Source organism: Streptomyces venezuelae (assembly GCF_008642295.1).
Lineage (GTDB): Bacteria > Actinomycetota > Actinomycetes > Streptomycetales > Streptomycetaceae > Streptomyces > Streptomyces venezuelae_C.
Genome location: NZ_CP029190.1, coordinates 3,545,780 through 3,569,733 on the forward strand (window position 1 = coordinate 3,545,780; position 23,954 = coordinate 3,569,733).

The window sequence follows — 23,954 nt, forward strand, 5'->3', positions numbered from 1 at the left end:
GTATGTCTATTTCCTTCGCCGCCCTGCAGACGCTGCTCGGTGAGATCTCGCTCCGCGACGCTCACCGCCTCGGCCGTCGCCTCGAAGGCGCTCGCCGCATCCGCAAGCCCGAGGCCCGACAGGCCGTGCTCGACGAGATCGCCGCCGAGGCCGCGAAGGCCGCCGAGCGGCTGACCCGGCGTGCCGCCCGGATGCCCGGGGTCACCTACCCGGAAGCCCTGCCGGTCAGCCAGAAGAAGGACGAGATCGCCGAGGCGATACGCGACCACCAGGTCGTGATCGTCGCGGGCGAGACCGGCTCCGGCAAGACCACCCAGATCCCCAAGATCTGCATGGAGCTGGGCCGCGGTGTCCGGGGCATGATCGGACACACCCAGCCCCGCCGGATCGCCGCCCGCACGGTGGCCGAGCGGATCGCCGAGGAGCTGAAGTCCGAGATCGGGCAGACGGTCGGCTGGAAGGTCCGCTTCACCGACCAGGTGGACCCGGACGCCACCTTCGTGAAGCTGATGACCGACGGCATCCTGCTCGCCGAGATCCAGACGGACCGCGAGCTGCGCGCCTACGACACGATCATCATCGACGAGGCCCACGAGCGCAGCCTCAACATCGACTTCCTGCTCGGCTACCTGGCCCAGCTGCTGCCGAAGCGCCCCGACCTCAAGGTCGTCATCACCTCGGCGACCATCGACCCCGAGCGTTTCTCCCGCCACTTCGGTGACGCCCCGATCGTCGAGGTCAGCGGGCGCACCTATCCGGTGGAGGTCCGCTACCGGCCGCTCCTGGAAGAGGATTCCGAGGACGCCGACCGGGACCAGATCACCGCCATCTGCGATGCCGTCGACGAGCTCCAGAAGGAGGGGCCGGGCGACATCCTGGTCTTCCTCTCCGGCGAGCGGGAGATCCGCGACACCGCGGACGCCCTCAACAAGCAGAAGTACCGGTTCACCGAGGTGCTCCCGCTGTACGCCCGGCTCTCGCATGCCGAGCAGCACCGGGTCTTCCAGCCCCACACCGGGCGCCGGATCGTGCTCGCAACCAATGTCGCCGAGACCTCCCTGACCGTCCCGGGTATCAAGTACGTGATCGACCCCGGCACCGCCCGGATCTCGCGCTACAGCCACCGCACCAAGGTGCAGCGGCTGCCCATCGAGCGGATCAGCCAGGCCAGCGCCAACCAGCGCAAGGGCCGCTGCGGCCGTACCTCCGACGGCATCTGCATCCGGCTGTACTCCGAGGACGACTTCAACGCCCGTCCCGAGTTCACCGACGCCGAGATCCTCCGTACGAACCTGGCCTCCGTCATCCTCCAGATGACCGCTGCCGGCCTCGGCGAGATCGAGAAGTTCCCCTTCATCGACCCGCCGGACCACCGCAACATCCGCGACGGCGTCCAGCTGCTCCAGGAGCTCGGGGCCCTGGACCCGACGGTGAAGGACGCCAGGAACCGGCTGACCCCGATGGGGCGCAAGCTCTCGCAGCTGCCGGTGGACCCGCGCCTCGCCCGCATGGTGGTCGAGGCCGACAAGAACAACTGTGTCCGCGAGGTCATGGTCATCGCCGCCGCCCTGTCCATCCAGGACCCGCGCGAGCGGCCCTCGGACAAGCAGACCCAGGCCGACCAGTACCATGCCCGGTTCAAGGACGAGACCTCCGACTTCCTCGCGTATCTGAACCTGTGGCGGTATGTGCGCGAGCAGCAGAAGGAGCGCGGCTCGTCGTCCTTCCGCCGGATGTGCAAGCAGGAGTACCTGAACTTCCTGCGCATCCGCGAATGGCAGGACATCTACTCGCAGCTGCGTACGGTCGCCAAGACCCTCGGCATCCACCTGTCCGAGGCGGACGCCCCCGAGCAGCACATCCATGTCTCGCTGCTGGCCGGCCTGCTCTCGCACATCGGCCTCAAGGACACCGACAAGAACGAGTACCTCGGCGCCCGGTCGGCCAAGTTCGCGGTCTTCCCGGGCTCGGCGCTGTTCAAGAAGCAGCCGAAGTTCGTGATGTCGGCGGAGCTGGTGGAGACCTCGCGGCTGTGGGCCCGGGTCAACGCCAAGGTCGAGCCGGAGTGGGTGGAGCCGCTCGCCCAGCACCTGATCAAGCGCACCTACAGCGAGCCGCACTGGGAGAAGGACCAGGCGGCCGTCATGGCCTACGAGAAGGTCACCCTGTACGGCGTGCCGATCGTGGCCCAGCGGAAGATCAACTACGGCCGGATCGACCCCGAGGTCTCCCGCGAGCTGTTCATCCGCAACGCCCTGGTCGAGGGCGACTGGCGGACCCACCACAAGTTCTACGCGGACAACCGCAAGCTGCTCACCGAGGTCGAGGAGCTGGAGCACCGGGCCCGCCGCCGGGACATCCTGGTCGACGACGAGACCCTGTTCGACTTCTACGACCAGCGGATCCCGGAGCATGTGGTCTCCGGTGCGCACTTCGACTCCTGGTGGAAGCACAAGCGCCGGGAGGAGCCCGAACTCCTCGATTTCGAACGGGAGATGCTGCTCACCGAAAAGGCCGCCGGGGTCACCAAGGACGACTATCCGGATTCCTGGCGGCAGGGCGGTCTGAAGTTCCGGGTGACCTACCAGTTCGAACCGGGGGCGGACGCGGACGGCGTCACCGTCCACATTCCGCTCCAGGTGCTGAACCAGGTCACCGACGAGGGCTTCGACTGGCAGATCCCGGGACTGCGGGAAGAGGTGGTCACCGAGCTGATCCGGTCGCTGCCGAAGCCGATCCGCCGGCACTACGTGCCCGCGCCCAATTTCGCCGGGCGTTTCCTGGACACCGCGGTACCCCTGCAGGAGCCGCTGACGGTGACCCTGGCGCGGGAGCTCCAGCGGATGGTCGGGGTGCCGGTCTCGGCCGGTGACTTCGATCTCGGCCGGCTCCCCGACCACCTGAAGATCACGTTCCGGATCGTCGACGAGCGGCGCAAGAAGCTCGCCGAGGACAAGGACCTGGAAGCGCTGCGGCTGCGGCTCAAGCCCAAGGCCCGGCAGGCCCTCTCCAAGGCGGCTGCGGCCACCGCCGAGCGTTCGGGCGGCGAGTCCGTCGAGCGCACCGGGCTGACCGACTGGACCATCGGCACCCTCAGCAAGGTCTTCGAGACCCGCCGGGCGGGCCAGCCGGTGAAGGCGTACCCGGCGCTGGTGGACGAAGGGACCAGCGTCTCCGTACGGCTCTTCGACACCGAGGCCGAGCAGGCCCAGGCCATGTGGCCGGCCACCCGGCGGCTGATCCTGCTGAACATCCCGGTGAACCCGGCGAAGTTCGCCTCCGAGAAGCTCGGCAACCAGCAGAAGCTGGCCCTGTCCCGCAACCCGCACGGCTCCATCCAGGCGCTGTTCGACGACTGCGCCACCGCCGCGGCCGACCGGCTGATCGCCGAGCACGGCGGGCCGGCCTGGGACGAGGCGGGCTTCCGGAAGCTCTACGAGGCCGTCCGGGCGGACCTGGTGGACACCACGGTGCGCGCGGTGGACCAGGTGCAGCAGATCCTGGCCGCCTGGCAGGCCTGTGAGCGGCGTCTGAAGGCCACCCAGAGCCTGGCGCTGATGAACAACCTCCAGGACGTCAGGACGCAGCTGGCGGCCCTCATGCCGGCCGGTTTCGTGACCCTGACGGGGATGAAGCGGCTGCCGGACCTGATGCGCTATCTGGTGGCGGTGGACCGGCGGTTGCAGCAGATGCCGACGGCGGTCCAGCGCGACACCACGCGCATGGAGAAGGTCCACGAGATGCAGGACGAGTACGCCTGGCTGCTGGAACAGCTCCCGAAGGGGCGGCCGGTGCCGCGCGAGGTCACCGAGATCCGCTGGATGATCGAGGAACTGCGGGTGAGCTACTTCGCGCACGCGCTCGGCACGGCCTATCCGATCTCGGACAAGCGGATCGTGAAGGCGGTGGATGCGGCGGCTCCCTGACGGGCGTTGATCGGGTTCGACCGCACCCCCTGACCTGCTGTACAGTCTGACTCGCAACCAAGGTCCTGTGGAGCAGTTGGTTAGCTCGCCACCCTGTCAAGGTGGAGGTCGCGGGTTCAAGTCCCGTCAGGATCGCAACAACATCAGGGCCCGTATCCCCCAGGGGATACGGGCCCTGATGCGTTTCCCGGGGTCCGGGGAAAATCCCCCGTCCGCATGAAACCTCCCGCCTGCCCCATCCCCGTACGGGTGCTTTGCCGTGCGTACAAGAGTGATCGGGTGTGACAGGGGTCACCACATGAGTTTTTGAGACTCCCACTTTTATCGCACCCCTACGCAACCTCGATTTAATATGTGCAATGGCACCGTGTCCCGCCGGGCATAAAAAGATCGCGCTGGACCCGGCGGAGTCCAGCGCGATCGAACGACTCGGGTGAACCTGTTGGGGCAGGCTCAGTCGTGTGAAGCCAGGTGGGTTTCATCGGATTGGGGGATCCGGTTCATGCCCGGTAAAGCGGGGTGGTGCGGTGCTGCTGTTGCTGCGGGACCTCAGGCCTCGCTGCGCTGCTGCGGAATTCCCGCGAGCAGAGCGCGAACCTCGGCCTCGCGGTAGCGGCGGTGTCCACCCAGCGTGCGGATGGACGTGAGCTTGCCAGCCTTGGCCCAGCGGGTCACCGTCTTCGGGTCCACGCGGAACATCGTGGCAACCTCAGCCGGGGTCAGCAGCGGCTCGGCATCAGGGGTGCGAGCGGTCATGAGCGGCCTCCTCGGGAGAACCGAACCATCTCGGTTCTTTCCTCTAAATTCTGCACCTTGGCCCGCGTTGCCCGAAATGGACAGACGCGGGCCGAGTCGGTTATAGGACGAACGGCTTGTCCTCGGCACTACAACTACACCATCTGTCCAGCCTCGTCGGCCAAACCGATGGAATTGCCCTCCGAGGTGTTCATCAGCGGCGGAAGCCGATGGACTGACCCATAACGGACAGTCACCCCACTGTGACGATCAGTCACAGAGCGATCAGGAGTCACGAGACCCCCCATAGAGTGCAATGCCGAGCATTCCGCCCTTACTTGGACGGAAGGAACCCTCCCCGGACTCCTTGTCCTATTTTGGCACGAGGGTAGGGGAACGGCGCAAGGGTGTGGTTAGTGCGGTCCGTCACGCTTGAGCCAATGGCCCGTATCAGGACGTAGGTCCTGGCACTAAGACCCGAATGCCTGGGTTCAGGAACATGATCCCTGATTGTGGCCGTTCGGCCGATACCGGCGCCACCCCCGGTGTGTGTCCGGTCGGACCGGACCCGCCCCGGGCCCGCCCCGGGCGCCGCCGGCCGCAGCGCTAGTTGGCGAAGAGTCTCTCCCGGACCGTCCGCCAGCGGTCCGCCAGCCCCCCGTAGACCTCCTGGGCCCCGGCGCCGTCCCCCGCCCGCAGCGCCGCCAGGCCGGCCGCCAGATCGCGTGCCGACCGGTCGGCCGCCAGCCGGTCCGCCGGCAGGGCGTGCACCAGCCCGCCGTAGTCCAGCTCCACCATGGACCGCGGATGGAACTCCTCCAGCCAGCTCCCCACCTCCACCAGGCCCTCCGCCAGCGGCCCGTAGCCCTCCGCCTCCCGCAGCGTGCGCAGCCCCCGGGCCAGCCGCCGCCGGGCCTGCACCATCGGGGTCCGGTAGCGCAGCCGCTCCCCCGGCAGGTAGTCCCGCTCCTCGTCGGCCACCAGCACGAACCAGCGCAGCGGCACCTGCCACACCCCCGTACGGATCCACGGCCGGGCCTCCGGGTTCCGCTCCCGCCACCGCCCGTACTCCTCCTCCGCCCGCCGCCGCACCCCCGGCGGCAGCGCCGCGTCCAGCACCGGCCGCGGGAACTCGGCCACCAGCTCCTGGAGCGCCAGCCAGCCGCGCAGCCGGGTCCGCCACGGGCAGACCAGCACCACCCCGTCCAGCTTCGCCGTGAAGGCGTCCGCGCTCTCGTGCACCGGCACCCCCACCGGGACCACCGCAGCCAAGTCCGCCAGCGACCGCCGCAGTTCGTCCTGGGCGGTGGGCCGCACCCCGCGCCGGACGTAGTCCGCCCAGTGGGTGCGCTCCGGCTCCGCAAAGGCCGCCAGAGGCTCGTAGACCCGCAGGTAGGAGGCGTACGGGACGGCCGGCACCGCGCGTGCCGAGGGCATCGGCCGATCGGGGGATTCGCTCACTCCCAGGTCCTCCCCCGCCCCGCCCGGAGGTAGTCCGAACCTCCCGCGCCTACTCCGCCGGAGGGTGATCCGGGCCACTCGGCACCGCGGCCGACCGTGCAGGTCTTACGCTGCTCCTACACGCCCTCCCCACCCTCAGGAGGGTCCCGCCGCATCTCTTCCATGGGAGTCACCACCGTGACCGAAATGACCGACGGCGTCCTGCACACCCTGTTCCGCACGGAGCAGGGCGGCCATGAGCAAGTCGTGCTGTGCCAGGACCGAGCCAGTGGCCTCAAGGCCGTCATCGCCATTCACTCCACCGCCCTGGGCCCCGCCCTCGGCGGCACGCGCTTCCACGCGTACGCCTCCGACGAGGAGGCCGTCCTGGACGCGCTGAACCTCGCCCGCGGCATGTCGTACAAGAACGCCCTCGCCGGGCTGGACCACGGCGGCGGCAAAGCCGTGATCATCGGCGACCCGGACGTTCTGAAGAGCGAGGAACTGCTGCTGGCCTACGGCCGGTTCGTGGAGTCCCTCGGCGGCCGGTACGTGACCGCCTGCGACGTCGGCACCTATGTGGCCGACATGGACGTGGTGGCGCGCGAGACCCGCTGGGCGACCGGCCGGTCCCCCGAGAACGGCGGCGCCGGCGACTCCTCGGTGCTGACCGCGTACGGGGTCTTCCAGGGCATGCGGGCCAGCGCCCAGCACCTGTGGGGCGACCCGACCCTGCGAGGCCGCAAGGTCGGCGTGGTGGGCGTCGGCAAGGTCGGCCACTACCTGGTCGAGCACCTGCTGGAGGACGGCGCGGAGGTCGTGATCACGGACGTCCGCGAGGAGTCCGTGCAGCGCATCCTCGACAAGCACCCGGGCAAGGTCACCGCGGTGGCCGACACCGAGGCCCTGATCCGCGTCGAGGGCCTGGACATCTACGCCCCCTGCGCCCTGGGCGGCGCCCTGAACGACGACTCCGTGCCGGTGCTGACCGCCAAGGTGGTCTGCGGGGCCGCGAACAACCAGCTCGCCCACCCGGGCGTGGAGAAGGACCTCGCGGACCGCGGGATCCTCTACGCCCCGGACTACGTGGTCAACGCGGGCGGGGTGATCCAGGTCGCCGACGAGCTGCACGGCTTCGACTTCGACCGGTGCAAGGCCAAGGCCTCGAAGATCTTCGACACCACCCTGGCGATATTTGCACGTGCCAAGGCGGATGGCATCCCGCCGGCCGCGGCTGCCGACCGGATCGCCGAACAGCGGATGGCGGACGCCCGCGCCACCCGTACCGCGTAAGCGGAATGACACCCGCCGGGGCACGGCGAGACAAGACTCACTGTGCTTCGGCGGGTCGGCCGCCAAGAAAGGGTTAAAATCGCAGCTGACCAGCGAGTACGGGGCGACTCGCGGTCACTGCGCCGGGGCGCGTCATGCGGGCGGCGTACCGTATGGCCGCGGAAGCAGGTACCGTTAAAGCCCTACGGACGGTCTCTCCAAGGAGAGCCCGCTCCGAACCATGAACGCGTGTCAAGACTCTGGGGCCGTCGAGCCCCGTCACCGAGGGGGTCGAGCCATGGGGCGCGGCCGGGCAAAGGCCAAGCAGACGAAGGTCGCCCGCCAGCTGAAGTACAGCAGCGGCGGGACCGATCTGACACGTCTGGCCAGCGAGCTGGGCGCATCGAACTCGCAACCGATCCAGAACCAGCCGCCGAATGGTGAGCCGTTCGAGGACGACGAGGACGAGGACGACCCGTACGCCCGCTACGCGGATATGTACAACGACGACGACGAGGACGAGGACGAAGAGTCCGGTCCCGCGTCGCACCGTCGCGGCGCTTGACGCGTTCATCGCTTCGTACAAACGCGCAGATCACACAACCCGGTCCAGGGCCAGCGGCCCCGGACCGGGTTTCGTGCTGCTCAGCTCGCGTAGGAGCCGGTGAGGGCCGCGCCCTCGGCGTGCTCTCCCCGGTCGAGGATCTCGCCGGCGACCCAGGCGTCGACCCCGCGGTCGGCCAGGGTGGTCAGCGCCACCTCCACCGACTCCTGCGGGACCACGGCGATCATGCCGACGCCCATGTTCAGGGTCTTCTCCAGCTCCGGCTGCGCCACCCGGCCGGCCTTGCCGACAAGATCGAACACCGCACCCGGCGCCCAGGTCGAACGGTCGACCGAGGCATGCAGGTGGTCCGGGATGACCCGGGCCAGGTTGGCCGCCAGACCGCCGCCGGTGACGTGTGAGAACGCGTGGACCTCGGTGGTGCGGGTGAGGGCCATGCAGTCCAGCGAGTAGATCTTGGTGGGCTCCAGCAGCTCCTCGCCGAGGGTCCGGCCGAACTCCGGAACCTCCCGGTCCAGGGACAGCCCGGCCCGGTCGAAGAGCACGTGCCGGACCAGCGAGTACCCGTTCGAGTGAAGGCCGGAGGACGCCATGGCGATGACGGCGTCACCCGTACGGATGCGATCGGCGCCGAGCAGCCGGTCGTACTCGACCACACCGGTGCCGGCACCGGCCACGTCGAACTCGTCCGGGCCGAGCAGGCCCGGGTGCTCGGCGGTCTCGCCGCCCACCAGGGCGGTACCGGCCAGGACACAGCCCTCGGCGATGCCCTTGACGATCTGCGCGACCCGGTCCGGGTGGACCTTGCCGACGCAGATGTAGTCGGTCATGAAGAGCGGCTCGGCACCGCAGACGACGATGTCGTCCATGACCATCGCCACCAGGTCGTGGCCGATGGTGTCGTACACGCCCATCTGGCGGGCGATGTCGACCTTGGTCCCGACGCCGTCGGTGGCCGACGCGAGCAGCGGGCGCTCGTACCGCTTCAGAGCGGAGGCGTCGAAGAGCCCGGCGAAACCGCCGAGGCCGCCGAGGACCTCGGGGCGCTGGGTCTTCTTCACCCACTGCTTCATCAGCTCGACGGCGCGGTCACCCGCTTCGATGTCGACGCCTGCAGCTGCGTAGCTGGCACCAGTGGTCTCTGACATGGGAGGAGAGAACTTTCGTGTCGTGTACTGCAGGGTGTTACCCGGGGGAGGTTACGGACGACGGAGCGCATCGGCGGCGTCGGTGCCGCCGGCCAGCTCGTTCTCCAGCAGCTGCTTGCCGAGGAGCTCCGGGTCGGGCAGCTCCATCGGGTACTCGCCGTCGAAGCAGGCACGGCAGAGGTTCGGCTTCTGGATGGTCGTCGCCTCGATCATGGAATCGAGGGAGATGTACGCCAGCGAGTCCGCGCCCAGCGACGTGCCGATCTCCTCGACCGACATGCCGTTGGCGATGAGCTCGGCGCGGGTGGCGAAGTCGATGCCGAAGAAGCAGGGCCACTTGACCGGCGGGGAGGAGATCCGGATGTGGACCTCGGCCGCTCCGGCCTCGCGGAGCATCCGGACCAGCGCGCGCTGGGTGTTGCCGCGGACGATCGAGTCGTCGACGACCACCAGGCGCTTGCCCCGGATGACCTCCTTCAGGGGGTTGAGCTTCAGCCGGATGCCGAGCTGCCGGATCGTCTGGGACGGCTGGATGAAGGTCCGCCCGACATAGGCGTTCTTCACCAGGCCGGAACCGTACGGAATCCCGCTGGCCTCGGCGTATCCGACGGCGGCCGGGGTGCCCGACTCGGGAGTCGGTATCACCAGGTCGGCCTCGACCGGGGCTTCCTTGGCCAGCCTGCGGCCCATCTCGACACGCGAGAGGTAGACGTTGCGGCCGGCGATGTCGGTGTCCGGGCGCGCCAGGTAGACGTACTCGAAGACACAGCCCTTGGGCTTCGCGTCCGCGAACCGGGAGGTGCGCAGACCGTTCTCGTCGATCGCGATGAGTTCGCCGGGTTCGACCTCGCGGACGAAGCTGGCGCCGCAGATGTCGAGGGCGGCGGTCTCACTGGCCACCACCCAGCCGCGCTCCAGCCGGCCGAGGACCAGCGGGCGGATGCCCTGCGGGTCACGGGCGGTGTAGAGGGTCCCCTCGTCCATGAAGACGAGCGAGAAGGCTCCCTTGACCTGCGGGAGCACCACGCGGGCGGACTCCTCGATGGTCAGCGGCTTCCCGTCGGCGTCGACCTGCCCGGCCAGCAGGGCCGTGACCAGGTCGGTGTCGTTGGTGGCCGCCACCTGGGTGGCGCGGCCGTCCTGCCGGGGGAGGTCGGCGACCATCTCGGCAAGCTCGGCGGTGTTCACCAGGTTGCCGTTGTGGCCCAGGGCGATCGAGCCGTGGGCGGTCGCGCGGAAAGTGGGTTGAGCGTTCTCCCAGACGGAGGCTCCGGTGGTCGAGTAGCGGGCGTGACCGACCGCGATATGACCTTGGAGGGATCCGAGGGAGGTTTCGTCGAAGACCTGGGAAACGAGGCCCATGTCCTTGAAGACGAGGATCTGGGAACCGTTGCTCACAGCGATTCCCGCGGACTCTTGTCCGCGGTGCTGCAGTGCATACAGTCCGAAGTAGGTGAGCTTGGCGACCTCTTCACCCGGAGCCCAGACACCGAAGACGCCGCAAGCGTCCTGGGGGCCCTTCTCACCGGGGAGCAGGTCGTGGTTGAGTCGTCCATCACCACGAGGCACACCTTGAGTCTAGGCGACGTCGTCCACTGGTCCGAATTGGGGATGGCCCGGGAAATCTCACAGCACGGAGGGTGACCATTCCGCGTCGTCTCGGTATCGAGCTGCTCATTTGTCGACAGCGACTGTCGCATTCACATTGCGGGACCGCTCGGTCACTCCCCTGCGGGATCCCTACCGAAGCCGATCAAGCTTTGTCGTGATCAACACATGACCGAACCCAGTGCGTACGTACGCCGGTTGCCGATCGGCGAGCCGCTTTCTCTGCCCGTCGACGGCGTGTCGGGGTGGGACGTCTTTCCGTACGAGGGGGACATCCGGGTGCGGGCGCTGGAACAGCCGACCCTGCCCGAGCCCGACCGGAACGGGGAGCAGGGCCCGCAGGACTGCGTGTTCTGCTCCCTGGCCGACGGCGACTGCCTGTGGACGGACGAGCACTGGCGGCTCGTGGACGAGCACGGAGGCCTTCCGGCCATCCTCAAACTGGTGCCCCGCGGCCACCACGACCTGTCGGACCTGCCGCCCGAGCGGGCCGCCGAGCTGGGTCCGATGCTCCAGCGCGTCGAGCGGGCGGTGCTGTCCCCGGGCGGGATCGCCCGGTCGCATGTGAACCGGTGGGGGGACGGCGCCGCCCATCTGCACGTCTTCTTCTTCGCCCGGCCGGAGGGCATGCTCCAGCTGCGCGGCAGCTTCCTGCCCGCGTGGGACGAGGCGCTGCCGCCGCTGCCCGAGGAGATGCTGGCGGAGAACCGGCGGATCATCGCGCAGGCGATGGCGAAGGACGGCGGCACCGCCCGCGTCTGAGCCGCGTCTGAGCCGCGTCTGAGACGGACCTGCCGGTCAGCCGGTCACTTCTCCTGGATGCTCGCCCGAATACCCGCACCATCCGCCCCGGTGAGGGTCAGGGTGCGGTCCTTGACCGTGTAGTGCAGGGGTCCGGAGGCGAACAGCGCCGACAGGGCCTTCTCGACCTCGCCGGCCGGTCCGGTGCAGGCCATCCGGGTGGCGGCGAGCGGCCCGAAGGTGACCCGCGGACCGTCGATCACGGCCTTTCCGGTGAACCGGTTGCAGCCGAGGCTGCCACTGGCACTGCCGTCGGCGGCGATGGTGAACTCGGCCCGGCCCTCCGCGCCCGCGGGGACGGAGGACACCGTCTCGCCGCGGACCAGCGAGTCCACGACCCACCGGCTGCCGGTGAGGGCGGCCGGTGCCGCCGTGGGCGCATCGGCCAGCTCGATCCGGTCGCCGCCGGGCGCGGTCAGGGTGAGCCGGCCGTCCTGCCGGCCGATCTCCAGCCGGCCCTTGAACAGCCGGGCGAAGGCGTTCTCGAAGTCCATGGCGTCACAGGCCATGGCCGTGGTGGCGCCCGGGGTGACGGTCACGGCCGTACCGTCGATCACCAGGTCGGCACCGAAGGTGTTGCAGCCGTAGTTGCCGGTGGCCTTGGTGCCGTTCTCCTCGAAGGCCACCGCGGCCTGCGGTGGTCCGGTCAGGGTCTTGCCCCCGGCCGTCAGGCTCTGCACCGACCAGCTGGTGCCGGTCAGTTTCACATCGGCGACCGATCCGGCCGCCTGGGTACCGCCGCAGGCGGTGAGGGCGAGTACGGCGGCCAGGGACAGGGCGAGCGGTACACGGCGTGAAGTCCTCATGCCGCTCTGACGCGCCCGCCCCGCAACCGGTTCCGCCCGCATTCCCCGATCACTCCCGGGTCCCTCCCGGGTCCCTCCGGGGTCAGCTCATCACCGGCAGCAGCGCCGACAGGTCCGCCCGCTCCCCGCTGGCACTGATCCGGGCGTCCTCCAGCGCCTCCGCCCACCCCGTACGCCCGGTGGCGAGCCGGATCCAGGTCAGCGGGTCGGTCTCCACCACATTGGGCGGGGTGCCCCGGGTGTGACGGGGGCCCTCGATGCACTGGACCACCGCGAAGGGCGGCACCCGTACCTCGACGGAACCGCCGGGGGCCTTGAACGCGAGGGCGTCGGCGAGCAGCCGGGTGCAGGCGGCCAGGGCCTGCCGTTCGAGGGGGATGTCCAGGCCGGCGGCCCGGTTCAGGTCGTCGGTGTGCACCACCAGCTCGACCGTACGGGTGACCAGGAAGTCGGCCAGGGTCATGTCCCCGATCCACAAGTCCAGTACCCGGCTCCCGGGATGGGCCTCCAGCGCCTCGGCCAGCCGGGCACCCGCCCGCTCGTACAGCTCGGGCAGCGGGGCGCCGGTCAGGGTCTCCCGGGCGGCCTCGGAGATCTTCCCGGCCAGGGAGGCGGTGGCGAAGGGCCACTCGACGACGGTCAGCTCGGCAACGGCGGCGGGCGGCCGGGCCAGGCCCAGGGCGAGCGAGTCGGCGATCCAGGCGACGTGCGCGGCGAGCTCGGCCACGCTCCACTCCCCGAGCCCGCTGGGCCGCGCGAGCTGCTCGGGGGTCAACTCCCCGACGGCCCGGGCCACATGCCCGAACTGCGCGGTCACCGCGGCACGAATCTTCGCCTGGTCGTACGTACGCGGCTTCTTCTTCCCCTGGGCCATGCGGCGAGCCTATCCGGCGGCCGGAAGCACCGGCTCGACCCGGCGCGGCAGCGCCGAGGCCCCGCCCACACACCGTGGACGGGGCCTCGTACGACCGGGGGCGATCAGGCCAGCAGGGCCGGGATCGTCGCCTCGTGCGCCTCGCGGAGCTCGGCGAGCGGAAGGGCGAACTGGCCCTGGATCTCGATCTCCTCGCCGTCCACCACACCGATACGGGTCGCGGGCAGGCCGCGCGCACCGCACATGTCGGTGAAGCGGAGCTCCTCGCTGCGCGGGACGGCCACGATGGCCCGGCCCGCCGACTCGGAGAACAGGAAGGTGAACGCGTCCAGCGCCTCCGGGACCACGATCCGCGCACCGTTGCCGCCGCGCAGGCAGGACTCGGTGAGCGCCTGGATCACGCCGCCGTCGGACAGATCGTGCGCGGCGTCGATCATGCCGTCGCGGGAGGCCGAGATCAGGATCTCGCCGAGCAGCTTCTCCCGGCCCAGGTCCACCTTCGGCGGCAGGCCGCCGAGGTGGTCGTGGACGACCTGGGACCAGGCCGAGCCACCGAACTCCTCGGCGGTGTCGCCGAGCAGGTAGAGCAGCTGGCCGGCCTCCGCGAACGCCATCGGCGTACGGCGGTTGACGTCGTCGATCACACCGAGGACCGCCACGACCGGGGTCGGGTGGATGGCGGTCTCGCCGGTCTGGTTGTAGAGGGAGACATTGCCGCCGGTCACCGGGGTGCCCAGCTCCAGGCAGCCGTCCGCGAGACCACGGCAGGCCTCGGCGAACTGCCACATGACGCCCGGGTCCTCCGGCGAACCGAAGTTCAGGCAGTCGGAGATTGCGAGCGGCTTGGCGCCGGTCGCGGCCACGTTCCGGTAGGCCTCGGCCAGCGCCAGCTGCGCCCCCGCGTACGGGTCGAGCTTGGCGAATCGGCCGTTGCCGTCGGTGGCCATGGCCACGCCGAGGTTGGTCTCCGCGTCGATCCGGACCATGCCGGCGTCCTCGGGCTGGGCCAGCACCGTATTGCCCTGCACGAAGCGGTCGTACTGGTCGGTGACCCAGGACTTCGAGGCTTGGTTCGGGGAGGAGACCAGGGCCAGCACCTGCGCGCGGAGCTCTTCGGAGGTCTGCGGGCGGGGCAGCGTGCCCGCGTCGTCCGCCTGGAGCGCGTCCTGCCACTCGGGGCGGGCGTACGGGCGCTGGTAGACCGGGCCCTCGTGGGCGACGGTGCCCGGGGGCACGTCCACGATCTGCTCGCCGTGCCAGAAGATCTCCAGGCGCTCGCCCTCGGTCACCTCACCGATGACGGTGGCGATGACGTCCCACTTCTCGCAGATCTCCATGAAGCGGTCGACGTGCTGGGGCTCGACGATCGCGCACATGCGTTCCTGCGACTCGCTCATGAGGATTTCCTCGGGCGAGAGCGTCGCATCGCGCAGCGGGACGGTGTCCAGCTCGACCCGCATGCCGCCGGAACCGGCGGAGGCCAGCTCGGAGGTGGCGCAGGACAGCCCGGCGCCGCCGAGGTCCTGGATGCCCGCGACCAGCTTCTCCCGGAAGATCTCCAGGGTGCACTCGATGAGGAGCTTCTCCTGGAAGGGGTCGCCGACCTGGACGGCGGGGCGCTTGGTCGGCTTCGAATCGTCGAAGGTCTCGGACGCGAGGACCGAGACGCCGCCGATGCCGTCGCCGCCGGTGCGGGCGCCGTAGAGGATCACCTTGTTGCCGGGGCCGGAGGCCTTGGCGAGGTGGATGTCCTCGTGCTTCATCACGCCGATGCAGCCGGCGTTGACCAGCGGGTTGCCCTGGTAGCAGGAGTCGAAGACGACCTCGCCGCCGATGTTGGGCAGGCCCAGGCAGTTGCCGTAGCCGCCGATGCCCGCGACCACGCCCGGCAGGACGCGCTTGGTGTCGGGGTGGTCGGCCGCGCCGAAGCGGAGCGGGTCGACGACGGCGACCGGGCGGGCGCCCATGGCGAGGATGTCGCGGACGATGCCGCCGACGCCGGTGGCCGCGCCCTGGTAGGGCTCGATGTACGAGGGGTGGTTGTGCGACTCGACCTTGAAGGTGACCGCGTAGCCCTGGCCGACGTCGACCACACCGGCGTTCTCGCCGATGCCGACGAGGAGAGCGGTGTTCTCGGGGGCCTTCTCGCCGAACTGGCGCAGGTGGACCTTGCTGCTCTTGTAGGAGCAGTGCTCGGACCACATGACGGAGTACATGGCGAGCTCGGCGCCGGTGGGGCGGCGGCCGAGGATCTCCCGGATCCGGTCGTACTCGTCCTCCTTGAGGCCGAGTTCCTTCCACGGCTGGGCCGCGTCCGGGGTCTGGGTGGCGTGCTTGACGGTGTCGAGGGTCATGCGCTTACCAGCTTCTTCAGGACCGAGGTGAAGAACGGCAGGCCGTCGGTGCGGCCGGTGCCGATCAGCGGTTCCACCGCGTGCTCGGGGTGCGGCATGAGGCCGACGACGTTGCCCGCGGCGTTGGTGATGCCGGCGATGTCGCGCAGCGAACCGTTCGGGTTCATGTCCAGGTACCGGAAGGCCACGCGGCCTTCGGCCTCCAGCTCGTCGAGCGTGCGCTCGTCGGCGACGTAGCGGCCGTCCATGTTCTTGAGCGGGACGGAGATCTCCTGGCCCTGCTCGTAGTCCCCGGTCCAGGCGGTCTCCGCGTTCTCGACGCGGAGCTTCTGGTCGCGGCAGATGAAGTGCAGGTGGTTGTTGCGGAGCATCGCGCCGGGCAGCAGGTGGGCCTCGGTGAGGACCTGGAAGCCGTTGCAGATGCCGAGGACGGGCATGCCCGCCTTCGCCTGCTCGATGATCGTCTCCATCACCGGGGAGAAGCGGGAGATGGCACCCGCCCGCAGGTAGTCGCCGTAGGAGAAGCCGCCCGCGAGGACCACGGCGTCGACCTGGTGCAGGTCCTTGTCGCGGTGCCAGAGGGAGACGGGCTCGGCGCCCGCGAGGCGGACGGCGCGCAGCGAGTCGCGGTCGTCGAGGGTTCCGGGGAACGTGACGACACCGATGCGAGTGGTCACGACCCGGACTCCACCTTGACGACGAAGTCTTCGATGACGGTGTTGGCGAGGAACGTTTCGGCCATCTTGTGGATGCGGTCGAGGGCGGCCTGGTCGACCGGCCCCTCCACCTCGAGTTCGAAGCGCTTCCCCTGGCGGACGTCGGCGATCCCCTCGAAGCCCAGGCGCGGCAGTGCACGCTGCACCGCCTGGCCCTGGGGGTCGAGGATCTCCGGCTTGAGCATGACGTCGACTACGACGCGTGCCACTGGCACTCCCGAGTGGTGGTTGGTGCGAAGGCGGTTCCCTCAGCGTACCCGCCCCAAATTTCTACGCGGGTAGATATCCGGCGCTTCACCAACGGATCGCAAAATCCACCGGAAAACCACCGACTCGGGATTGCGGCGGGACACGCGGAGAGAATTAACTGAGCTTCGCAATACGCGAGAAATCGCGGTACAAAGGAATCCCCGGGGATTGCCCCGGAAAGCAGTATTGTTACGAAACATCCACACAGTCGACATCGCCGCACGTCAGCGGGCGGGGGAGTCGCGCGAAGGGACCGATATCCGTGGCGCAGCGCGTAGTAGTCACGATCTCCGACGACATCGATGGCGGAGAAGCGGCGGAAACGGTCGCGTTCGGCCTGGACGGTAAGTCGTACGAGATCGACCTCAATCTCGCCAACGCAAAGAAACTGCGTAAGAGCCTCGCCCCTTACGTGGCCGCCGGACGCCGGCAGGCGCGGTCCGGGAAGACCTACAAGCACACCTCGCTCGCACCGGACCCGGCGGTGGTGCGGGCCTGGGCCCGCTCCAACCAGCTCGACGTGCCCCCGCGCGGCCGGATCCCCAAGAGGATCTACGAGGCCTACAACGAAGCCCACTGACCGCCGATTTGCCAACCACCCCACCTGATCCGCTAGTGTGTGGATCACGCCGAGGGGCGAGGCCGCAGGTCACAACCCCGAAGGTCGTGCGGGTGTAGTTCAGTAGCAGAACATCCCCCTTCCAGGGGGAAGGCGCAGTGTGCGATTCCTGTCACCCGCTCTGCAACGCTTTGCCAACCACTCCGGTGGATCAGGTAGAGTGGTGCTCGCACCGCCGGTGCGGTACATGCGGACGTGGCTCAGTTGGTAGAGCATCACCTTGCCAAGGTGAGGGTCGCGAGTTCGAATCTCGTCGTCCGCTCAGAGAGAAGGCCCCAGTCATTGCGACTGGGGCCTTCTGCGTTTCCCGGATCATGCATGACATTTGTCATCGGCGATCGTGACAGCACGCACTGCTCCGGCTCCGGATCCGGCTCGATTCTGGATCCATGACCAACACCGACCAGCCCGTGATCGAAGTCGAGGAGCTGCGCCGCGGCTACTCCGGGGGCTTCGAAGCCGTTCGCGGCATCTCCTTCTCCGTGGCCCGGGGCGAGGTCTTCGCCCTGCTCGGCACCAACGGCGCGGGCAAGACCTCCACCGTGGAACTGCTGGAAGGACTGGCGGCGCCGACCGGCGGCCGGGTCCGGGTCTTCGGCATGGACCCGCACCGGGAACGGGCCAGGGTCCGGCCGCGGACCGGGGTGATGCTCCAGGAGGGCGGGTTCCCCTCCGACCTGTCGGTCACCGAGACGGTACGGATGTGGGCCGGTGTGACCAGCGGGGCCCGGCCCGGCACCGAGGTGCTGGAGCTGGTCGGCCTCACCGGCCGCGCCTCGGTCCGGGTGAAGCAGCTCTCCGGCGGCGAGCGGCGGCGGCTGGACCTGGCGCTGGCCCTGCTGGGGCGGCCGGAGGTGCTGTTCCTCGACGAGCCGACCACCGGCATGGACCCGGAAGGCCGCCGGGCCACCTGGGAGTTGGTCCGGCAGCTGCGGGACCAGGGCACCACGGTGCTGCTGACCACGCACTACCTGGAGGAGGCGGAGGAGCTGGCCGACCGGCTGGCGATCCTGCACGAGGGGGAACTGGTGCTGTCCGGCAGCCCGTCCGAGGTGGCCGCCACCCGGCCGGCCCGGATCAGGTTCACCCTGCCGGAGGGGATCCGCCCCGCCCTGCTGCCGCTGTCGCTGCACGCCGCTGCCGAAGGGCAGCAGGTGGAAATCCGGACCGGCCGGCTGCAGGCCTCGCTGACCGAACTACTGCGCTGGGCCCAGCAGGAGGGGGTGGAGCTGGCCGGGCTGGACGCCAGGTCCGCCTCGCTGGAGGAGGCCTTCCTGGAGCTGGCCCGGAGCCGCCGGGCCGTCCCCGAGGCCGCCGGCAGCGACACCCGTACCGACCACGACGACACCATGGCGGGGACCCGATGAACGCTCTGACCCTGAACGCCGGCCGGCTCTTCGCACTCGGCCGGTCCGAGCTCACCCTGCTGATCCGGAATCGGGCCGCACTGTCCGTGGCCCTGATGATGCCGCTGGCGATGGTGTTCGTCCTGCGGTCCTCACTGGGCGAGTTCGAGCTCGACGGCGGCGCGGCGGCGGTCGGAGAGGCGACGCTGACCGGCGGCATCGGGATGGTGCTGGTGCTCGTCGTCTACATGAACCTGGTCTCGGCGTACGTGGCCCGGCGCGAGGAGCTGGTGCTGAAGCGGCTGCGCACCGGCGAGGCGAACGACCTGGAGATCCTGGCCGGCAGCGCGCTGCCGGCGGCGGCGCTGGCCCTCCTCCAGGTGGTGGTGCTCACGGTGGCCGGGGCGGCTGCCCTGGACGTGCGGACCCCGCAGAACCCGCTGCTGCTGGTGGCCGCCGTGCTCGCGGGCATCGTGCTGCTGGCCGGCCTGTCCGCGGTGACCAGTGCCTTCACCCGCAATGTGGAGAGCGCGGGGCTGACCACGCTGCCGCTGTTCCTGCTCACCTCCGTGGGTTCCGGGCTCTTCGTGCCGCTGGAGACGCTGCCCGACAAGCTCGCCTCGGCATGTGAACTGCTGCCGCTCACCGGGGTGATGACCATGGTGCGGGCCGGCTGGCTGGGCACCGGGGAAGCCGGCGGCGCCGGTGATCTGACCACCGCGGCCGTGGTCACGCTGGCCTGGATCGTGATCGCCGTGTTTGCTGTGCAGCGGTGGTTCCGGTGGGAACCTCGCCGCTAGATCGATCGGGGGACGGGCCGTGTCAAAGCTGACCGGGTGGTGGAGCGGCCTTGGCAGTGCGGCCAAGGTGGAGCTGTACACGCGGTGGTCCTTCCACAGCTTCGCGCTGGTGGAGGTCACGGCGATCGGGCTGGGCTCCCTGGCCGGCAGCAGGCAGCCCGTCGCGGCGGACCTGGTCGCCGCGGCGTTCGTCCTGGCGCACGCCGTGCTGAGCGCGGTGGTCTCCTCCCGGGCACTGGACTGGCTGCTGGACCGGGCGGAGCGGCCGGTCCGGCCGGCCCTGGCCCTGGCCCTGGTGAGCGGTGCGGCCACGCTGTACTTCCTCTTCCTGCACGCGCGGCAGCAAGGGGACGGCAGCCCCGCCGACCCGGCGCCCACCCTGGTGACGGGGGTGGTCGTCTTCGGGCTCGGCTCACTGACCCTGTGCCTGCGCCGGATGCGGCGGATGGTCTACCTCGCACCGGCCGCGGCGGTGGTCACCGGGCTGGGCGGGTTGGCGGTGGGGGTGCCCTTCGCCGATTCCGTCGGGTACATGGTGGGCCTGCTGTTCGGCTGCGCCCTGATCACGTTCACCTGCGGGTTCTCCGCCTGGCTGGTGAAGACCGTATGGGAGCTGGACCGTTCGCGGGAGCTGGGGGCACGGCTGGCGGTGGCCGAGGAGCGGCTGCGGTTCGGCCGGGACATGCACGACGTGATGGGCCGGAACCTGGCGGTGATCGCGCTGAAGAGCGAACTGGCGGTGCAGCTGGCGCGGCGCGGCCGGCCGGAGGCGGTGGACCAGATGGTCGAGGTGCAGCGGATCGCGCAGGAATCGCAGCGCGAGGTGCGGGACGTGGTGCGCGGCTACCGGGAGGCGGACCTCGCGGTGGAACTGGACGGGGCGCGCGGGGTGCTGCGGGCGGCCGGCATCGACTGCCGGGTGGAGCTGCGGGACCGGCGCGAGCTGCCGGCTCCGGTGCAGTCGGCGCTGGGCTGGGTGGTCCGGGAGGGCACCACCAATGTGCTGCGGCACGGGGACGCGCGGAGCTGTGTGATCCGGCTGGCGCCGGAGGACGAGGGCGAGGGCACGGCCGAGGACGGGGGCAAGGGCTTGGGCTTGGGCTTGGGCCTGGCCCTGGTCATCGAGAACGACGGGGTGCCGGCCGGGCCCGCGGGCCGGGACGGATCGGGCCTGGCCGGGCTGCGGGAACGGCTGGCCGCGCTGGGTGGCACGCTGGAGGCCGGGACGGTCGCGGGGGGCCGGTTCCGGTTGCGGGCGGGCATTCCGGGCGACCGGCTGCGGGTGGACATGGCGGAGTTTCCTGAACAGGGGGTGGTGCGGGCGTGAGCGTGAGCGTGACCCGCGTACGGGTGCTGCTGGCCGACGACGAGCATCTGATCCGGGGTGCGGTCGCCGCGCTGCTGGCGCTGGAGGACGACCTGCTGGTCGTCGCGGAGGCCGCCTCGGGGCCGGAAGCGCTGGCGATGGCCCGGGCGCACCGGCCGGATGTGGCGGTGCTGGATCTCCAGATGCCGGGGGCGGACGGTGTGAGTGTCGCCACAGCCCTGCGGGCCGAACTCCCGGACTGCAAGACCATGATCGTGACCAGTCACGGCCGCCCCGGGCATCTGAAGCGGGCCCTGTCCGCGGGGGTGCGGGCCTTTGCCCCGAAGACCGTTTCGGCCCAGAAACTGGCCGAGATCATCCGGACCGTGTACGGCGGAGGGCGGTATGTGGACCCGGAGTTGGCGGCGGATGCGATCAGCGCCGGGGACTCCCCGCTGACCGCCCGAGAGGCCGAGGTGCTGGAACTCGCGGCGGACGGGGCGCCGATCGCGGAGATCGCCGAGCGGGCGGCGCTGTCCCAGGGGACGGTCCGGAACTACCTCTCGGCGGCGGCTGCGAAGCTGGGTGCGGAGAACCGTCATGCGGCAGTGCGTCTCGCACGCGAGCGAGGTTGGGTATAGTGGTTCTCGCGCTACGGCGCATGCGGACGTGGCTCAGTTGGTAGAGCATCACCTTGCCAAGGTGAGGGTCGCGAGTTCGAATCTCGTCGTCCGCTCAGATCAAGAAGGCCCCGGTCAATCGACCGGGGCCTTCTTCGTGTCTCAGGAGCCGTTCGCCGGTCCGCTGTGGGTCCAGTGCTGGCCGGTGAGCCGCTCGTACGCCTCGATGTACTTGGCCCGGGTCTGCTCGACGATCTCGGCGGGCAGGGCGGGCGGCGGCAGTTCGGCGGTGCGGTCCCAGCCGGAGGCGGGCGAGCTCAGCCAATCCCGCACGAACTGCTTGTCGTACGAGGGCTGGGAGCGGCCGGGCTGCCACAGGTCGGCCGGCCAGAAGCGGGAGGAGTCGGGGGTCAGCACCTCGTCGGCGGCGACCAGGGTGCCGGTCTCGTCGAAGCCGAACTCGAACTTGGTGTCCGCGAGGATGATCCCGCGCTCGCGGGCGATGTCCCGGGCCCGGCCGTAGACGGCGAGGGTGGTCTGGCGCAGCAGGGCAGCCGTCTCGGGGCCGACCTGGCGAGCGACCTCCTCGTAGGAGACGTTCTCGTCGTGCTCGCCGACCTCGGCCTTGGTGGCCGGGGTGAAGATCGGAGCGGGCAGCTCGGAGCCGTCCACCAGGCCCTCGGGGAGGGCGAGTCCGCAGACCGTGCGGGTCTTGCGGTACTCGGTGAGGCCGGAGCCGGTCAGGTAGCCGCGGGCCACGCACTCGACCGGGACCATGTCGAGGTTCTTGCAGACCAGGGTGCGGCCGGCCCAGTCGGCGGGGGCGCCGGCCGGCAGGTCGGTGCCGATGACGTGGTTCGGGACGAGGTCCGCGAGCTGGCCGAACCACCAGAGGGAGAGCTGGGTGAGGACGCGGCCCTTGTCCGGGATCTCGGTGGGCAGCACCCAGTCGTAGGCGGACATCCGGTCGCTGGCGACCATGATGAGCCGGCCCTCCTCGTCCCGGTAGAGGTCGCGGACCTTGCCGGTGTGGAGGTGGACGAGGCCCGGAACCTGAACCGGCTCGGGCTTTTCGACGAATCCGGACACGGTGCCTCCCTGTGGTTCTGTATGAAGCACACCGATTCTCGCGCACCGGGGGAGACTGCTCGGCCTCGGGGGTCGGTCGCGTGGCGCCGGCGGCTTCGGTGCGCGTCAGTCGCGCTTACAGATCCGGTCGAGGAGATTGGCCGTGGCCCGCTGGACCCGCTCGTCGACATGGCCGGGCCGGTCGAGCGCCGGTGACCAGGCAAAAGTGCCGGAGGCGAAGACCAGGGCGCCGCTGGGCGCGCGGTAGAGGGAGGTCTCCTGGTGGCGGCGGTGGCCGTCGCCGTCCTCGTACGGGGAGTGGGCGAGCAGGATCCGGTCCTGGTGCTCGGGGAGCTGGGTGCGGGGGAAGTAGCGGTCGGCCTCGCCCGCGACCAGGCCGTCGAGCTCGTCGTTCTCCACCGCTCCGGTGGATTCCCACAGCCAGTGGCCGGCGTTGCGGACGATCAGCGGGGCGGGTTCGGGGACGCGGCCGGCGTACTGGATGCCGAGCAGCTGCTGCTCGGGGCGGTCCACCTCGCGCCACAGGGCGGTGCGGCCGGGGCCGCGGCGTTTTCGGCAGGTGAGGAGCCGGTCGGGCACCCCGGAGGGGGAGGGGCTGAGTTCGACCTGCCAGTACATGGTGTTGGCGGAGAGGAACACCAGCGAGGTGCCGTGGTCGCGGGCGCGTTCGGCGGTGCGGCGCATGGGCACGGACCAGTACTCGTCGTGGCCGGGGAAGACCAGGCCCCGGTAGCGGGCCGGGTCGATGCGGCCGGCGTGCAGGTCGCGGGTGTCGGCGTAGGCGAGGTCGTAGCCGTAGCGCTCGGCCCAGCGGATGAAGTCGTAGGCGTGGCCCACGTGGAGGGGCAGGCCGGCTCCGGCATACGGGCGGTCGAAGGAGACGGTGGTGGCCGCGTCCTCCTCCCCGAGCAGCCGGCCGTCCTCGTCCCAGGCGTGGTACAGGCTGGCGCCGGTACGGCCGTCCTCGGGGTAGAGGTTGTAGGCCTGCCAGGTGATGTCCGGGAGCAGGAGCAGCAGATCGGCGGGGTGGTCGTCCCTGACCGTGAAGGGGATGTGGGAACGGTAGCCGTCGGCGGTGGTGAGGACGGCGACATAGGCGCCGACGTTCCAGTAAGCGGGGACCTGGAGCCGCCAGGACAGCCACCAGTGGTGGCAGGAGACCGTGCGGTCGGCGGTGAGCGGGGCGGGCTGGACGATCCCGGAGAGGCGCGGGCTGGAGTGGATCTTGGAGGCGCCGTCGCCGCCGTAGTGCCCGATCCGGTAGATGTCGACCGAGAACTGCTGGGGCGGGTCCACGGTGATGTGGAAGTCGATGGCCTCGCCGGGGGTGACGGCCCCGGTGGAGGCGAAGCCCTTGATCTGGCGGTGTACGTCGTCGGCGGTCCGGGGGCCGTTGGTGCGCTCACGGGGCGTCGGGATCCGGCCCGCTGCGGTGGAGCCGGCCGGGCCGCTCGATCCGGCCGAGCCCGCCGAGCCCGCCGAGCCGGTCGCGGCCGGGTCGACGTACCAGGGGACCACCTGGCCGGTGTCGCCGAAGTACAGCTCGCTGCCGCGGAACCATGGGAGGGGTCCCTGGCCGAAGGGGTCGCTCACCGCGTGTGCGAGCGCGCCCGATTCCCATCGCCGGATCTGGTCCGCAGCCATTCCGCTCCCCTCCCTCGCTCCCCCGGACATCTCTGA

At 70.1% G+C, this 23,954-nt stretch carries 20 protein-coding genes and 4 tRNA genes; 13 read left to right on the plus strand and 11 right to left on the minus strand.

What is annotated here, in order from left to right:
- The first annotated feature begins 2 nt into the window (after window positions 1-2).
- Together hrpA and DEJ50_RS15570 are read left to right on the plus strand one after the other, a co-directional pair.
- The gene (gene hrpA, locus DEJ50_RS15565) at window positions 3-3,926 is read left to right on the plus strand and encodes an ATP-dependent RNA helicase HrpA (protein ID WP_150208603.1); all 3,924 of its coding nucleotides are present in this window, start codon (window positions 3-5) and stop codon (window positions 3,924-3,926) included.
- A 61-nt stretch (window positions 3,927-3,987) separates the two neighbouring features.
- Window positions 3,988-4,061, plus strand: a tRNA-Asp gene (locus tag DEJ50_RS15570).
- A gap of 414 nt (window positions 4,062-4,475) precedes the next feature.
- On the opposite strand, the gene bldC is transcribed toward DEJ50_RS15570, so the two are convergent.
- Window positions 4,476-4,682, minus strand: coding sequence for a developmental transcriptional regulator BldC (bldC, locus tag DEJ50_RS15575; RefSeq protein ID WP_003949541.1), 207 nt, complete (start codon window positions 4,680-4,682; stop codon window positions 4,476-4,478).
- A gap of 585 nt (window positions 4,683-5,267) precedes the next feature.
- Window positions 5,268-6,098 (minus strand): hypothetical protein, encoded by an 831-nt coding sequence (locus DEJ50_RS15580; RefSeq protein ID WP_150208604.1) that lies wholly within the window; start codon window positions 6,096-6,098, stop codon window positions 5,268-5,270.
- Window positions 6,099-6,299: 201 nt separating this feature from the next.
- Between DEJ50_RS15580 and DEJ50_RS15585 the strand changes: the two genes are divergently transcribed.
- On the plus strand, window positions 6,300-7,394 hold the full coding sequence (locus DEJ50_RS15585; protein WP_150208605.1) for a Leu/Phe/Val dehydrogenase: 1,095 nt from the start codon (window positions 6,300-6,302) through the stop codon (window positions 7,392-7,394).
- A 277-nt stretch (window positions 7,395-7,671) separates the two neighbouring features.
- Window positions 7,672-7,938 (plus strand): DUF3073 domain-containing protein, encoded by a 267-nt coding sequence (locus DEJ50_RS15590; protein WP_150208606.1) that lies wholly within the window; start codon window positions 7,672-7,674, stop codon window positions 7,936-7,938.
- A gap of 80 nt (window positions 7,939-8,018) precedes the next feature.
- On the opposite strand, the gene purM is transcribed toward DEJ50_RS15590, so the two are convergent.
- Both purM and purF read right to left on the minus strand, forming a co-directional pair.
- Entirely contained in the window at window positions 8,019-9,086 is a 1,068-nt protein-coding gene (gene purM / locus DEJ50_RS15595) for a phosphoribosylformylglycinamidine cyclo-ligase (protein WP_150208607.1), read from the minus strand.
- 51 nt (window positions 9,087-9,137) lie between these two features.
- Entirely contained in the window at window positions 9,138-10,655 is a 1,518-nt protein-coding gene (gene purF, locus DEJ50_RS15600) for an amidophosphoribosyltransferase (protein WP_150208608.1), read from the minus strand.
- 207 nt (window positions 10,656-10,862) lie between these two features.
- Between purF and DEJ50_RS15605 the strand changes: the two genes are divergently transcribed.
- Entirely contained in the window at window positions 10,863-11,456 is a 594-nt protein-coding gene (locus DEJ50_RS15605) for an HIT family protein (RefSeq protein WP_150208609.1), read from the plus strand.
- A gap of 44 nt (window positions 11,457-11,500) precedes the next feature.
- On the opposite strand, the gene DEJ50_RS15610 is transcribed toward DEJ50_RS15605, so the two are convergent.
- The 5 genes from DEJ50_RS15610 to purS form a co-directional block, all read right to left on the minus strand.
- On the minus strand, window positions 11,501-12,301 hold the full coding sequence (locus DEJ50_RS15610; RefSeq protein WP_190344515.1) for an META domain-containing protein: 801 nt from the start codon (window positions 12,299-12,301) through the stop codon (window positions 11,501-11,503).
- Window positions 12,302-12,383: 82 nt separating this feature from the next.
- The gene (locus DEJ50_RS15615) at window positions 12,384-13,175 is read right to left on the minus strand and encodes a maleylpyruvate isomerase family mycothiol-dependent enzyme (protein ID WP_150208611.1); all 792 of its coding nucleotides are present in this window, start codon (window positions 13,173-13,175) and stop codon (window positions 12,384-12,386) included.
- Window positions 13,176-13,279: 104 nt separating this feature from the next.
- Window positions 13,280-15,529, minus strand: a complete 2,250-nt coding sequence (purL, locus tag DEJ50_RS15620; RefSeq protein WP_150208612.1) for a phosphoribosylformylglycinamidine synthase subunit PurL — start codon at window positions 15,527-15,529, stop codon at window positions 13,280-13,282.
- A complete protein-coding gene (gene purQ / locus DEJ50_RS15625; protein ID WP_150208613.1) occupies window positions 15,526-16,206 on the minus strand; it encodes a phosphoribosylformylglycinamidine synthase subunit PurQ in 681 nt (226 codons plus the stop codon). Before purQ ends, purL begins: the two co-directional genes overlap by 4 nt.
- A complete protein-coding gene (gene purS / locus DEJ50_RS15630) occupies window positions 16,203-16,454 on the minus strand; it encodes a phosphoribosylformylglycinamidine synthase subunit PurS (RefSeq protein WP_150208614.1) in 252 nt (83 codons plus the stop codon). Before purS ends, purQ begins: the two co-directional genes overlap by 4 nt.
- Before the next feature lie 302 nt (window positions 16,455-16,756).
- On the opposite strand from purS, the gene DEJ50_RS15635 reads away from it, so the two are divergent.
- The 8 genes from DEJ50_RS15635 to DEJ50_RS15670 all read left to right on the plus strand — a co-directional run bounded on the left by DEJ50_RS15635 (window position 16,757) and on the right by DEJ50_RS15670 (window position 21,301).
- Window positions 16,757-17,074: a histone-like nucleoid-structuring protein Lsr2 gene (locus tag DEJ50_RS15635; protein ID WP_150208615.1), complete on the plus strand. Its 318-nt coding sequence runs from the start codon at window positions 16,757-16,759 to the stop codon at window positions 17,072-17,074.
- 88 nt (window positions 17,075-17,162) lie between these two features.
- Window positions 17,163-17,234 (plus strand) — tRNA-Gly (locus tag DEJ50_RS15640).
- 68 nt (window positions 17,235-17,302) lie between these two features.
- Window positions 17,303-17,375, plus strand: a tRNA-Gly gene (locus DEJ50_RS15645).
- Between the two features lie 127 nt (window positions 17,376-17,502).
- Window positions 17,503-18,480, plus strand: coding sequence for an ABC transporter ATP-binding protein (locus DEJ50_RS15650; protein WP_150208616.1), 978 nt, complete (start codon window positions 17,503-17,505; stop codon window positions 18,478-18,480).
- Window positions 18,477-19,259 carry an ABC transporter permease gene (locus DEJ50_RS15655; RefSeq protein WP_150208617.1) on the plus strand — a complete coding sequence of 261 codons (783 nt, stop codon included), beginning with the start codon at window positions 18,477-18,479 and terminating at the stop codon, window positions 19,257-19,259. Before DEJ50_RS15650 ends, DEJ50_RS15655 begins: the two co-directional genes overlap by 4 nt.
- Before the next feature lie 19 nt (window positions 19,260-19,278).
- Window positions 19,279-20,586 (plus strand): sensor histidine kinase, encoded by a 1,308-nt coding sequence (locus DEJ50_RS15660; RefSeq protein WP_150208618.1) that lies wholly within the window; start codon window positions 19,279-19,281, stop codon window positions 20,584-20,586.
- Window positions 20,587-20,594: 8 nt separating this feature from the next.
- Entirely contained in the window at window positions 20,595-21,206 is a 612-nt protein-coding gene (locus DEJ50_RS15665) for a response regulator transcription factor (protein WP_150212159.1), read from the plus strand.
- Between the two features lie 22 nt (window positions 21,207-21,228).
- A tRNA-Gly gene (locus DEJ50_RS15670) sits at window positions 21,229-21,301 on the plus strand.
- Window positions 21,302-21,347: 46 nt separating this feature from the next.
- Here the strand turns inward: DEJ50_RS15670 and DEJ50_RS15675 are convergent.
- Together DEJ50_RS15675 and DEJ50_RS15680 are read right to left on the minus strand one after the other, a co-directional pair.
- Entirely contained in the window at window positions 21,348-22,274 is a 927-nt protein-coding gene (locus DEJ50_RS15675) for a phosphoribosylaminoimidazolesuccinocarboxamide synthase (protein ID WP_150208619.1), read from the minus strand.
- A 105-nt stretch (window positions 22,275-22,379) separates the two neighbouring features.
- Window positions 22,380-23,918: a N,N-dimethylformamidase beta subunit family domain-containing protein gene (locus DEJ50_RS15680; RefSeq protein ID WP_150208620.1), complete on the minus strand. Its 1,539-nt coding sequence runs from the start codon at window positions 23,916-23,918 to the stop codon at window positions 22,380-22,382.
- Between the last annotated feature and the right edge of the window lie 36 nt (window positions 23,919-23,954).